Source organism: Stenotrophomonas sp. FR012 (assembly GCF_047520565.2).
Classification (GTDB): domain Bacteria; phylum Pseudomonadota; class Gammaproteobacteria; order Xanthomonadales; family Xanthomonadaceae; genus Stenotrophomonas; species Stenotrophomonas sepilia.
In genome coordinates this window covers 3851-16940 of sequence record NZ_JAXBQL020000010.1, presented here as the reverse complement: position 1 = coordinate 16940, position 13090 = coordinate 3851, and the positions used below count along the sequence as shown (strand labels likewise).

The 13090-nt window shown below is 68.7% G+C and carries 9 protein-coding genes; 6 read left to right on the top strand and 3 right to left on the bottom strand.

Annotated elements, in window-relative coordinates:
• Positions 1 to 6 precede the first annotated feature (6 nt).
• The 3 genes from ACM0O9_RS15870 (at position 7) to ACM0O9_RS15860 (ending at position 4199) form a co-directional block, all read left to right on the top strand.
• Positions 7 to 447 (top strand): hypothetical protein, encoded by a 441-nt coding sequence (locus ACM0O9_RS15870; RefSeq protein ID WP_005420284.1) that lies wholly within the window; start codon positions 7 to 9, stop codon positions 445 to 447.
• 160 nt (positions 448 to 607) lie between these two features.
• Positions 608 to 868 (top strand): YcgL domain-containing protein, encoded by a 261-nt coding sequence (locus ACM0O9_RS15865; RefSeq protein WP_065177845.1) that lies wholly within the window; start codon positions 608 to 610, stop codon positions 866 to 868.
• Entirely contained in the window at positions 861 to 4199 is a 3339-nt protein-coding gene (locus ACM0O9_RS15860) for an ankyrin repeat domain-containing protein (RefSeq protein ID WP_414604020.1), read from the top strand. Before ACM0O9_RS15865 ends, ACM0O9_RS15860 begins: the two co-directional genes overlap by 8 nt.
• Before the next feature lie 132 nt (positions 4200 to 4331).
• Here the strand turns inward: ACM0O9_RS15860 and ACM0O9_RS15855 are convergent, their stop codons facing one another.
• On the bottom strand, positions 4332 to 6110 hold the full coding sequence (locus ACM0O9_RS15855) for a monovalent cation:proton antiporter-2 (CPA2) family protein (RefSeq protein WP_235648986.1): 1779 nt from the start codon (positions 6108 to 6110) through the stop codon (positions 4332 to 4334).
• A gap of 343 nt (positions 6111 to 6453) precedes the next feature.
• On the opposite strand from ACM0O9_RS15855, the gene mgtE reads away from it, so the two are divergent.
• Both mgtE and ACM0O9_RS15845 read left to right on the top strand, forming a co-directional pair.
• On the top strand, positions 6454 to 7824 hold the full coding sequence (mgtE, locus tag ACM0O9_RS15850; RefSeq protein ID WP_005420274.1) for a magnesium transporter: 1371 nt from the start codon (positions 6454 to 6456) through the stop codon (positions 7822 to 7824).
• A 96-nt stretch (positions 7825 to 7920) separates the two neighbouring features.
• Positions 7921 to 10647 carry a bifunctional acetate--CoA ligase family protein/GNAT family N-acetyltransferase gene (locus ACM0O9_RS15845; protein ID WP_414604021.1) on the top strand — a complete coding sequence of 909 codons (2727 nt, stop codon included), beginning with the start codon at positions 7921 to 7923 and terminating at the stop codon, positions 10645 to 10647.
• 55 nt (positions 10648 to 10702) lie between these two features.
• Here the strand turns inward: ACM0O9_RS15845 and ACM0O9_RS15840 are convergent, their stop codons facing one another.
• A complete protein-coding gene (locus tag ACM0O9_RS15840) occupies positions 10703 to 11083 on the bottom strand; it encodes a YbjQ family protein (protein WP_065185897.1) in 381 nt (126 codons plus the stop codon).
• 139 nt (positions 11084 to 11222) lie between these two features.
• On the opposite strand from ACM0O9_RS15840, the gene ACM0O9_RS15835 reads away from it, so the two are divergent.
• Positions 11223 to 11930: an alpha/beta fold hydrolase gene (locus tag ACM0O9_RS15835; RefSeq protein ID WP_164229326.1), complete on the top strand. Its 708-nt coding sequence runs from the start codon at positions 11223 to 11225 to the stop codon at positions 11928 to 11930.
• Between the two features lie 115 nt (positions 11931 to 12045).
• Here the strand turns inward: ACM0O9_RS15835 and dkgB are convergent, their stop codons facing one another.
• Positions 12046 to 12855 carry a 2,5-didehydrogluconate reductase DkgB gene (dkgB, locus tag ACM0O9_RS15830; protein WP_414604022.1) on the bottom strand — a complete coding sequence of 270 codons (810 nt, stop codon included), beginning with the start codon at positions 12853 to 12855 and terminating at the stop codon, positions 12046 to 12048.
• Positions 12856 to 13090: the final 235 nt, after the last annotated feature.

Below are 13090 nucleotides of genomic sequence, written 5' to 3'. Positions count from 1 at the left end.
GTTCCGATGCGCCGCACTCTCATGATCGCCACGGCTACCGCGCTGCTGGCCCTGACTTCCACCGCTTCCGCCCGCGACACGCGTGTCGAACAGTCCCTGCAGGAACTGGTCAATTCGCAGGCCGCCAAGGACGCCGGCATCGACGGCAGCGTGCGTTTCTATCTGGCCGGCCAGCCGGTCAGCGTGCAGCAGCGCCTGGGCGAAGACGTGACCAACAAGAAGACCAACGCCGCCAACAAGAGCGATGCCGAGGCCTGCCGCTGGGTTGCGCTGTCGGCACTGCGCGCGCTGCAGGACGGTGCCAAGTCGCGCGGCGCCAACGCCGTGGTCGACATCGTCAGCTATTACAAGAAGAACGAGTTCAAGAGCAGCACCAACTACGAGTGCTACGCCGGTGCCATCCTCGCGGGTGTCGCGCTGAAGGGCACCTACGCCAAGGTCAAGTAAGCGCCCGTGTGGCGGCGGCGCAGCCTGAACGTCGCCGCCACATTGCTGAACCCCACAGGCGAAACGCCGCCGATCGCGCCGCCATCGTCGGCTGACGGCTTTCCCCGGTGTCGGCTTTCCGACACAATCATGGCTCTTCCCGGGTTATCGTCCCGCGGACATGCACGCCTACGTCTATAAAAGCCAACTCAAGCCGGACACCTACGTCTACGTTCCCCGACGCGATGATTTCAGCGCGCTGCCCGCGCCGCTGCTCACCTCGCTGGGGACGCTCGCCTTCGTGCTGGAGGTGGTCCTGGATGCCCAGCGCCGCCTGGCGCAGGCTGACCCGGAAAAGGTCCGCAGCGAAATGAGCGAGCGCGGGTTCTACCTGCAGGTGCCGCCGTCGGTGGCCAGCCTGATGCCGCGCCACTATGACTGACGCCTCCCGTCCGCGCATTCTGTCAATTGCCTTCGCCGCGGGCGCGGTGCTGGCGCTGGGCGCCGCCGTGGGCGGCGTTCCGGGTGCGGTCCTTGCCGCACTGGCGCAGCCCGCGTTCGCGCTGGCGATATCGTGGTGGCGCCGCAGCCGCGCGCTGCGGCCGCTGAAGGTGGTCGCACGCCAGGACATGCCGGCGCTGCTGGCATTGTGGGCAGCCGCCCCGCTGTTGCTGGCGCTGCTGCTGGCCTGGCCGCTCGCTGCGCTGCGTGACAGCGGCAGCCTGGCGGCAGTGCTTGGCCTGAGCGTACTGGTCAGTGCCGGCCTGCTGGCGGCCTGGCGCACCTGGCCATTGTGGAACGATGTCGAACGCCTGGATGGCAGCCTGGCCCAGCACTGGCAGGCGCTGGCGGGGCGCGACCTGACTGCTTGGCGTGGCCTCGGCGTGGCCGCGCTGGTCATTGCGCTGGCCGCGCTGGTGGTGCTGCCGGCCTGGCCGGGCCTGTTGCCGGAAAGCGCGCGCTGGCCCGCCGCGCTGGCGGTCGTACTGCTGTCGCCGGTGCTGCACCTGCTGCTGCAGCGGGTCGCGCCTGCGCCGCTGGTGTCGTTGCGCTCCAGCCCGTTGGTGGCGTCCAGCGCTGAACCCGAACCGATGTTCGCAGCGGCGGCCGACGCCCTGCCGCTGGAGGCGATGGCGCCGCAGGAACTGACACCGGCGCTGTATGAAGCCGCCCGCCAGGGCCGCATCGACCGGGGCCTGCAGCTGCTGCAGGCCGGTGCCGATCCGTATGCGCTGCCGGACCCGAACTGGCGTGACCAGCGCAGCCTGGCGGTGCTGGCCGCGGTGCTGCCGGACCTGCGCCTGCTGCGCGAACTGATTGCCCGCGGCGTCGATGTGAATGCGCCGCACCGGGGCATGACCCCGCTGCTGGCGGCGACCCGCGACAGCTGGCATGGCCGCCCCGAAGCGGTGATGACCCTGCTCGCCAACGGCGCCGACTCGCGTGCCACCGACAGTGATGGCAACACCCCGCTGCACCATGCCGCACGCAGTTCCGACCCGGGCGTGGCCGCGCTGCTGCGCGATGCCGCTGCCGAAGTCGATGCGCTGAACCGTGATGGCTGGTCGCCGCTGGCGGTGGCCTGCCAGGTGGGCAACTGGCGTCTGGCCCGCTTCCTGCTCGAACGCGGTGCACGCTGCGAACCGGCCGATGGCACCCCGGTGCTGCTGGCCGCCGCCGCCACCGAGGATGACGATCCGGCGGGCGTGCAGCTGCTGCTCAAGCACAAGGCACGGGCCGACGCCCGCGATCGCCAGCGCCGCAGTGCGTTGCATGAGGCGGCCCTGGCCGGCCATGTCGAGATCATCGGCGTGCTGCTCGGCGCGGGCGCCAATCTGGAGGCGCGCGATGCACTGGGGCGTACGCCGTGGCTGGAAGCGGCCCGTGCCGGTCGCGCCGCCGTGATCGAGCACCTGCTGCCGCACAAGCCGGACCTGGTCGCGGTGGACGGCGAAGGCCGCAATGCGGTGCAGCTGGCGGCGATGGCCGAGGATGTCTCGCCGCTGCTGATCAAGCGCCTGGTCGAACTGGGCATCGCGACCGATGCCACCGATCCGGTCGGCCGCCGTGCGGTGGACTACGCCGCCGAGGCCGGCCGCTGGGCGATCGTGGCCCTGCTGGACCCGTCCTATCCGTTGCCGGCCGCGGTCAGTGATGGCCTGGCCGATCGTGGCGAAGCAGCCAGTGCCAGCGGCCTGCTGCCGGACCGTCCGCCGCTGACCCTGCTGCGCGAGGCCCTGGGCTTCGGCAACACCGACGGCATGGCGGCGCTGGCCAGGCTGTGCCAACCGGAGGAACTGGGCGGGCTGCTGCTCGATCCGGAGTTGGCGCTGGAACCGCGTGCGGTGGACTGGCTGCTGGGCCACGGCGCCGATCCCTATGTGCGTGATGCCTGCTCCGATACGCCGATGTTCGCGCTGTTGTCGCGCGGCATCGATGCGGTGCCGGCGTTGCAGGTGATGCTGCAGCGTGGCCTGTCGCCGGCCGGCCGCGGTGGCCTGGCGCGCTTCCTTGCTGCCTGCGCACAGCACGACCAGGCCGCGCGTGGCCTGGAACAGCTGGCACTGGAACTGCTTGAGCGTGGCGCCGATCCGTTCGCCGCCTCGCCGGCGGGCGATCCGCCGCTGTCGCTGGCGGTGCGCCTGGGGTGGCTGCGGCTGCAGCAGGCCCTGCTCAAGGCCGGCGTTGATCGCGAAGCACGCGACAGCCACGGCATGACCGCGCTGCACCTGGCCACCGCATTGGCCCGCGAAGGCGCGCTTAAGCTGCTGGTGCAGCATGGTGCCTCGCCGGAAGCACGTGCCGCCGACGGCCAGACACCGCTGGGCGTGGCGCTGTCGATCGGTCGCCGCGATCTGGCCGACTGGCTCGATTGGCGGGTGTGGCCGTTGCCGCGCCGCACCCTGCGCGAGGCCGATCTGCCGGCCGCCGCAATGGCCGGTGACGTCGATGCAGTGCGCCGCCTGATCGATCTGGGCTTCGCCGTCGACGCCGTCGACGCACAGGGCTGCACCGCGCTGCTGCGTGCTGCCGGTGGCGGCCACCTGGCGGTAACCGACCTGCTGCTGGCGCGCGGCGCCGATCCGCAGCACGCGGCGGCCAGTGGCGCGACGCCGCTGTCGGCGGCAGTCAGCATGCGCCAGGTGGACATCGTTTCGGCCCTGCTCGACGCTGGCGCCAAGCTGGAACACCGCCTGCCGGGTGGCGTGACGGTGCTGATGCTGGCCTCCGCGCTGGGCCTTCCGGACATCGTCGCGCGCCTGCTCACGGCGGGTGCCGACGTGCATGCCGGTGACGCGCAGCAGCTGGGTCCGCTGCACTGTGCCGCGCTGTACGGTTTCAGTGCCCGCGACCGCTCGCGCCTGCTGGCGCTGCTCGACACCCTGCTGCTGGCCGGTGCCGAACCGGACCAGGCCGCCGCTGGTTCTGTCACGCCGCTGCTGTTGCTGCTGGGCGCGCGCGCCGAGCCGGGTACCGCCTGCGACGAGCAGGTGGTGATGGCCGCAGTGGAGCGCCTGCTGGACGAGGACGTAAGCCTGGATGTACGCGACCCGCGTGGCTTCGGCCCGCTGCATCTGGCCGCGCTGCATGGCCTGCCGCTGCTGGTGCAGCGCCTGCTGCGCGCCGGCGCCGATCCTGAAGCGCGCGACAGCCTCAACCGCAGCCCGCGCGAGATCGCGGTGATGCGTGGCTTCATCGACGTGGCCGGCGAGTTCGAGCCGCGCGTGCCGGGCGTTTCCTCGATGGCGCGGTTCCTGCGCGACAACGGCTGATCGGGACCCGGTAGATCCACGCCATGCGTGGATGATCGTGCCCGGAAGCCAAAGCATCCACGCATGGCGTGGATCTACTGCCGGAATCCGCAACCTCAATCTGTGGTGGGTGCCGACCGTTGGTCGGCACGCCTATTTGTCGTCCCTTTCCGCGTCGGCCTCGAACAGGTGCATCAGGTCGTTGCGCGCATCACGCGAGGTCTGGATCACCGCGGCCTCGTCGTCGTACACCAGGTACTGGTCACGCAGCAGCTGCTCATCATGCTCACGGAAGCGCTGCACATGGCGTTCGGCCACGTCTGGTGCCACGCCCAGCGCCGTCAGTACGCGCCCGCTCATCTCCAGGCTGGTGCCGAACACTTCGCGGAACGGCTCGGCCGACATGTCCATCAGGCGCCACGCATGCTGGCGGTTGCGCGCTCGCGCCAGCACCTTCGCGTCCGGGTACAGCCGGCGCACCATGCGCACCGCGCGCAGGTTGGTCTCCGGGTCGTCCACGGTGATGACGAACACATCGATGTGCTCGCCACCCGCTGCACGCAGCATCTCCGGGCGGGTCGGGTCGCCGTAGTACAGCTGGTTGCCGAAGCGGCGCAGGTCGGCCACCGTGTCCGGGTTCGCCTCCAGCGCCACGAACGGCACCTTCTGTGCGGTCAGCAGGCGTGCGATCACCTGGCCGAAGCGGCCCATGCCGGCGATCAGCACCTTGGGCCGGTTGTCCGGTGCCACCTTGTCGGCCTCGGCGGTCCCGCGCGGTGGAGCCTTCTCCTGGCCGAGCAGCTTGAGCAGCGCGATCATCAGCAGTGGCGTGATCGCCATCGACAGGCCGACGATCGCCACCAGCCGATCGTGATTGGCGTTGCCCAGCAGGTGCGCGCGCTGCGCTTCGTTGAACACCACGAAGGCGAACTCGCCCCCCAGCCACAGCACGCTGCCCAGCAGCAGCGACTGCCGCGGACTGAGATTTGCAATACGGCCAATCACATACAGCAGGCTGAACTTGACCACCAGCAGGATCGCCACGCCGGCTGCGATCAGCCACGGCTCTGCGGCGATGCGGTCGAGATCGATGCCCATGCCCACCGCGATGAAGAACAGCCCCAGCAGCAGGCCCTTGAACGGCTCGATCTGCGCTTCCAGTTCGTGCCGGAACTCCGAATCGGACAGCAGCACCCCGGCCAGGAACGCGCCCAGGCTGGGGCTGAGGCCCGCTTCCTGCATGAACCAGGCAGTGCCCAGCACCACCAGCAGGGCGGTGGCGGTGAACACTTCCGGGCTGCGGGTGCGCGCGATGATGCTGAACACCTTGCGCAGCACCGGTCGCCCGCACAGGATCACCACGGCCAGCGCGCCGAGGGCCACGGCGGCGTCTTCCCAGCGCAGGGTCTCGTTCTTCGCCCCGCCCAGCAGCGGGATGGCCGCCAGCAGCGGGATCGCGATCAGGTCCTGGAACAGCAGGATGGCAAAACCCAGCCGGCCATGGTCGCTGTTGATCGCCTTGTGCTCGGACAGCAGCTGCAGGCCTACCGCGGTGGATGACAGCGCCAGCGCAACACCGACCACCAGCGCGCTCTTCCACTGGAAGTGGTCGAGCAGCAGCAGGCCGCCCAGCACCAGCCCGGACATCGCCACCTGCGCCGCGCCCGCGCCGAACACCGAGCGCCGCATCACCTTCAGGCGTGCCGGCGACAGCTCCAGGCCGATCACGAACAGCAGCATCACCACGCCGATCTCGGCCGCGCCGAGGATGCGGTCGGCGTCCTGCACGAAGCCCAGCCCGTCCGGGCCCAGCACCACGCCGGCCGCCAGGTAGCCCAGCACCGCGCCGAAGCCGAACTTCTTGAACACCGGCACGGCAATGACCGCCGCCAGCAGCAGCACCAGGGCCAGTTCCAGACCGCCGCTATGCATGGGAATACCTGGTCATCGGGGAAGCCCGCAGTGCGTCCGTTCGGGGGGGGAAAGCGTGGCGAGCGCCACCCGGCCATTATGCGCGCCGGTTGGTGTATGCACGAGAACAACCGGCCGGCAGGCGCCCGGCGCAGGGATGCCGGGTTGACCTGCATGGCCCGCGGGTCCAGACTGCCCGCCGCTGGCGGCGCACCGCCGGCACGCGCATTCCGGAGTCCCCAACCCATGTCCAGCGACAGTAGAAGTCGACCTCGTTCGACGCCAGCGATGGCCACCGCCTGACATCGGGACGGTTTGCCTGCGTTGGCGTTGCGCGAGGTCGCACCCCCACAAGGCAAAACCGATGAACCAGAAGCAATTGCTGCGCCCGGTGGCCGATGCCGCCGCATTGGCCGCACCGCTGGCGAACTACAACACCGCCGATGCGGTGGAATTCCTCAACACATTGGAACTGGCCCGCGCCGCGGAAACGCTGGCCGCGCTGCCGTTGCCGCGTGCAGTGAAGATGCTGGAAGCGCCGGAGCTGCACCGCAGCGGTGAGCTGGTGGCCGCGCTGCCGCCGGCACGCGCCGCTGCCCTGCTCGGGCTGATGGCTGACGACCGCGCCACCGACATCGTCCACGAGCTGGATGAGGAAGAACGCGCGCGGCTGATCCCGCTGCTGGGCACCGACGCCCGCCAGGTCATCCAGAAGCTGCTGAGCTACCCGCCGAACACCGCCGGCGCGCTGATGACCACCGAATACGTGGCGGTGCCCGCCAGCTGGACCGTGGCGCAGACCCTGCAGCACATCCGCCAGGTCGAGCGCACGCGTGAAACGGTGTACGCGATCTACGTGCTGGACCCGGCCAGCCAGCAGCTGCAGCAGGTGGTGACCATGCGCCGGCTGATCACCGGCCTGCCCGAGGAATCGATCCTGGACGTGGCCCAGGTCAATCCGCCGGTGACGGTGGACGCGCTGATGGACCAGGAAGAAGTGGCGCGGCTGATCCGCCGTCACGACCTGCTGGCGATCCCGGTGGTCGACGCGCAGCAGCAGATGCTCGGCATCGTCACCGTGGACGACGTGCTCGATGCGCTGATCGAGGAATCCACCGAGGACGCGCACAAGTTCGGCGGCATGGAAGCGCTGGACAAGCCGTACATGCAGATCGGCTTCTTCGAGATGCTGCGCAAGCGCGCCGGCTGGCTGAGCGTGCTGTTCCTGGGCGAGATGCTGACGGCCAGTGCGATGCAGCACTACGAGGACGAACTGGCGCGCGCGGTGGTGCTGACCCTGTTCATCCCGTTGATCATGAGTTCGGGCGGAAATTCCGGCTCGCAGGCCACCTCGCTGTTGATCCGCAGCCTGGCGCTGCGCGAACTGCGCCTGCGCGACTGGTGGAAGGTGGCCATCCGCGAGATCCCGACCGGCATGGTGCTGGGTGCCATCCTCGGCTGCCTGGCGATCGTGCGCATCGTGATCTGGCAGCTGGGTGGCCTGCATGACTACGGCGAGCACTGGATCCTGCTGGCGATCACCATCGGCGCCGCGCTGGTCGGCATCGTCACCTTTGGTTCGCTGTCCGGCTCGATGCTGCCCTTCGTCCTGAAGCGCCTCGGCTTCGACCCGGCCAGCGCCTCGGCCCCGTTCGTGGCCACCCTGGTGGATGTGACCGGCCTGGTGATCTATTTCAGCATCGCCGCGCTGATCCTGCACGGCACGCTGCTGTAACAAAACGTGCACGCCGGGGTCGGATCCCTTTCCTGCGAAAAGGGATCCGACCCTTCCTCCGACCCCATCGCCACGGAATTTGGGTACCGTAGGCGCATGAGTACCTACCACCTGCAGTCCGTATTCCGTCCGCAGTCGGTCGCGGTGATCGGCGGCAGCCCGCGTGAGCGTTCGGCCGGCCGCGCAGTGATGCGCAACCTGCGCGGCACCGGCTTCCCCGGCAAGGTGGCGTGGATCAACCCGCGGCACGCCGAGATCGATGGCATCCGCACGGTCAAGCGCTTGAAGGACCTGGACTGGGTGCCCGACCTGGTGGTGATCACCGCGCCGGCGGCAATCGTGCCGCAAGTGGTGCGTACAGCTGCAGAGCGTGGCGTGCAGGCGGCGATCATCCTCACCGCGCACCTGGGCGAAGGCCCGGGTTCGTTGTCCGCACAGGTAGAGGCGGTGGCGCGCAAGCATGGCCTGCGCATCCTCGGGCCGCATTGCCTGGGCGTCATCGCGCCGCACGCGCGACTCAATGCCAGCATCGCCGCGCACTTCCCGCAGGCCGGCGACCTCGCGCTGATCTCCGAATCCTCGGCCATTGCCGCCGCGCTGGTGGAGTGGGGCGTGGCGCGCTCGGTGGGCTTCTCCGCCGTGGTTTCGCTGGGCGACACGATGGACGTCGACTTCGGCGACCTGCTCGACTACTTCGCCACGGACTACCGCACCCGCGCCATCCTGCTGTATGTCGAGCAGATCAAGGACGCGCGCAAGTTCATGTCGGCCGCGCGTGCCGCCGCCCGCGCCAAGCCGGTGGTGGTGGTGAAGTCCGGTCGCGCCGAGCGCGTGCAGCCGGGCAGCCGCGATACCCATGTGCAGGCCCTGGCGCGTGCCGATGATGTGTATGGTGCGGCCTTCAATCGTGCCGGCCTGCTGCGCGTGGGTGCGCTGGACGAACTGTTCACTGCTGCCGAATCGCTGGGGCGGCTGGGAACCTTTCCCGGTCGCCGCCTGGCCATTCTCAGCAATGGCGGCGGTGTCGGCCGCCTGGCCGTGGACCAACTGATCGCGCTGCGTGGCACGCTGGCCACCCTTTCCGTCAGCACGGTGGAGAAGCTCGATGCGGTGCTGCCGCAGGGCTGGTCGCGCAGCAATCCGGTGGACATCGTGGTCGACGCCGATGGTGACCGCTATGCGTCGGCCATCGAAGCACTGCTGGCCGACAACGAGAACGATGCGGTGATGGTGGTCAACGTGCCAACCGCGTTTACCTCGTCCGCCGACGCGGCGCAGGCCCTCACCCGCACGCTCGGCCTGCGCCCGCGCCATCATCGCGACAAGCCGGTGTTCGCGGTGTGGCTGGGCAACGACGACCAGGCCACCGCCACGCTCAACGCAGCACGAGTGCCGACCTATCCGACCGAGGCCGAAGCAGTACGGGGCTTCCAGCACCTGGTGCGCTACCGCGAGGCACAGAACGCGTTGATGGAAACGCCGCCCAGCCTGCCGCAGGACTTCAGCGTCGACACAGCCACCGCGCGCGCACTGGTCGATGCCGCGCTGGCCAACGGCCAGCAGTGGCTGGACCCGCTGGCCACGCACGAGCTGCTCAAGGCCTACGGCATCCCGTCGGCGCCGGTGATGCATGCGCGCGATGCGCATGAGGCGATGGACCTGGCGCAGCCACTGCTGGAACGCGGTGCGTCCGTAGCGCTGAAGATCCTGTCGCCGGACATTCCGCACAAGTCCGAAGTGGACGGCGTGCGCCTGAATCTGTCCACGCTGCCGGCGGTGCAGAGCGCGGCCAACGCGATCCTGTCGCGTGCGCGCCAGCTGCGGCCGGATGCGCGCATCGATGGCCTGCTGGTACAGCCGACCATCGTCCGCCCGAAGGCGCGCGAACTGATTGTCGGCATCGCCGATGACGCGACGTTCGGCCCGGTGATCGTGGTCGGACGCGGCGGAACCGCCGTCGAAGTGATCAACGACAAGGCGCTGGCCCTGCCGCCGCTGGACCTGCGCCTGGCCCACGAGCTGATCGGCCAGACCCGCGCTTCGCGCATCCTCAAGGCCTACGGCGATGTGCCCGCCGCCGACGAGCGCGCACTGGCGCTGGCACTGGTTAAGCTGGCACAGCTGGCCGCCGACATTCCCGAAGTGCGTACGCTGGACATCAACCCGCTGCTGGTCGACGGCAAGGGCATCCTCGCCCTCGACGCGCGCGTGGCAGTGGCACCGTCGCGCATCCTGCACAAGGGCCGCGGGCATCCGCGCTTCTCGGTGTTCCCGTACCCGAAGGAGTGGGAGCGCACCATCGAACTGTCCGATGGCGGCCGCGCGTTCGTCCGCCCGGTGCGGCCGGAAGACGATGCGCTGTTCCGCGCGTTCTTCGCCCGCGTCAGCGACGAAGACCTGCGCCTGCGCTTCTTCCAGTCGGTGAAGCACTTCAGCCACGAATTCATCGCGCGCCTGACCCAGCTCGACTACGCGCGCTCGATCGCGCTGGTAGCGATCGAACCGCGCAGCGGCGAGATGCTGGGCGCAGTGCGCCTGCACGCCGATGCCGATTACCACCGTGGCGAGTACGGCATCCTGATCCGCTCGGACCTGAAGGGCCACGGCATCGGCTGGCGGCTGATGGCGATCATGATCGAGTACGCGAAGTGGCTGGGCCTGGACGTGGTCGAAGGCCAGGTGCTGCGCGAAAACAGCACCATGTTGGCGATGTGCCAGAGCCTGGGATTCAAGACCAGGCTGGACCCGGACGACCCGACGGTGATGATGGCGACCTTGCCGGTGCAGCAGGTCGAGGTGCCCGACGTGCCGCCGGTGGCGTAATTCCTGTAGAGCCGAGCCTACGCTCGGCTGCTTTTGCGTACGCTTGGCGGCTGCATCACCGCACCGGCTCTACCACCACCGCCGTGCCATAGCACAGCACTTCGGTCAGCCCGGTCATCACATCAGTGGCGTCGTAGCGCATGCCGATGATCGCGTTGGCACCCAGCTGCCGCGCGTGCTTGACCATGTCGCGGTAGGTTTCCTCGCGAGCCTGTTCGCACAGCTCGGTGTAGATGGTGATGTTGCCACCGAAGAGCGTCTGGATACCGCCCAGGAAGTTGCCGACGATCGAACGCGAGCGCACGGTGATACCGCGCACCACGCCGAGGTTGCGCACGACGCGATGGCCGGGCAGCTCGAAGGCGGTGGTGACCAGCGCATCGTCGAAGCGCAGTGCCGGCGGGGAAGGGGTGCCGCTGTTGTAGGGGTCTGCCATGGTCGCGTCCGTGTCGCTGCCTTCTGTAGAGTCGAGCCATGCTCGACGGGCTGTGCTGCAGTCGAGCATGGCGCGACTCTACAACGCAATCGCCCGTTGCGGCATGGTTCCGTCACCGTGCTGGCGCGACAATATCCCCATGACCGACCGTATCCCCCTGTTGCTGCTGCCCGGCCTGCTCAACGATGCTGAGCTGTGGCGCGCGCAGCTGGCCGACCTGGCCGATATCGCCGACTGCACCGTGGGCGACCAGACCGGTGGCGAGACCCTGCAGGCGGTGGCCGAGGACGTGCTGGCGCAGGCGCCGGAACGCTTTGCGTTGGCTGGATTCTCGCTGGGCGGTTTCGTCGCCCAGCAGATCCTGCGCATCGCGCCGGAGCGGGTCCTGCAGCTGGCGCTGATTGATACCTCGATCCACGCCGACTCACCCGAGCGGGCCGAGCAGCGCCGCAGCCAACGTGCCAGCGTGCGCCTACCCGGCAAGTTCCATGGTTTCGGTGATGTGCTGATGCGCAGCTACATCGATGCCTCGCGGCTGGATGATTACGTGCTGGTGCAACGTGTGCGTGACATGACCGCCCGCCTGGGCGCGGAAGTGTTCCTGCGCCAGAGCGCACTGGAACGCCGCGATGGCCATGATGTGCTGGCCGGTTACCGTGATCCGCTGTTGATCGTGTGTGGCGCCAATGACCGCATTACGCCACTCGCGGTGAGCGAGGAAATGCACGCGATGGTGCCGCACTCGCAGCTGGTGGTGGTGCCCGATTGCGGGCACCTGGCGCCGATGGAGAAACCGGACGAGGTCAGTGCGGCAATGCGTGGGTGGTTGTTGCAGGGCAGGGGATGATCCCCGCGTTCTGGTAGGTGCCGACCTTGGTCGGCACGGTGTTTCATCGATCGGTCAGACGTCTGCGCCGACCAGGGTCGGCGTCTACCAGAGCAGTTGCGCGCCGTCGTTGGAATCAATCCCAGGCTGGGGCGATGCCTTCCGGGTTGGCAAGGCGATGGCCGCGGTCGAGCTTGGCGATCTGTGCCATGTCTTCGTCGGTCAGGCGGATCGCTGCTGCCTCCAGGTTGCTGGCCAGGTTCTCGCGCTTGGTCGAGGACGGAATGACCGAGAAGCCCTGCTGCAGCGCCCAGGCCAGCGCGACCTGCGCCGGCGTGGCCTGGTGGCGGCCGGCGATGGCCTGGATCACCGGGTCCTTGATTACCTCACCATAGGCCAGGCTCATGTAGGCGGTGATGTGGATGCCGTTGTCCTGCAGGAATTTCACCAGCAGGCGGTTCTGCAGGTACGGGTGGATCTCGATCTGGTTGGTGGCGATGGCGCCGGCACCCAGGATGCCGATCGCCTTGCGGGTCTGCGCGATGGTGAAGTTGGAGATGCCGATCTCCTTCGTCAGGCCCTGTGCCTTGGCCTCGGCCAGTGCGGTCAGGTACTCCTCCATCGGCACGTCGACCTTGTCGTTCGGCGACGGCCAGTGGATCAGCGTTAGGTCGACATGATCGGCGCGCAGCTTTTCCAGGCTGGTACGCAGGCTGGCCAGCAGCGCTTCGCGCTTGAACGCGGTGATCCAGACCTTGGTGGTCAGGTAGATCTCATCGCGCGGCACGCCGGAATCGGCGATGGCCTGGCCGACTTCGGCTTCGTTGCCGTAGATCTGCGCGGTGTCGATGGCGCGGTAGCCGACCTCCAGCGCGTTGCGCACGGAATCGATCACGGTCTGGTCTTTGAGGCGGAAAGTGCCGAGACCGAAGGCGGGGACTGTCATGAGGGGCTCCAGCAGTGGGGGAGGGAGACGGGACTATCCACGAAAGGGTAGGTCAGCGGCCGTGTGCATGCCGGCAACGGTGCATTGCACTGCCGTGTACGACCACAGGCCGTAATGAGTGCGGAACGTTGGTCCGCACTGTTCATGCCGCCACCCATGTAGCGTTGGACGCTGCCGGCCAGCGGCCGGCACTACCCCCGTCCGCGCTCCACGGTGGTGGGGGGGGGGGGGGGGG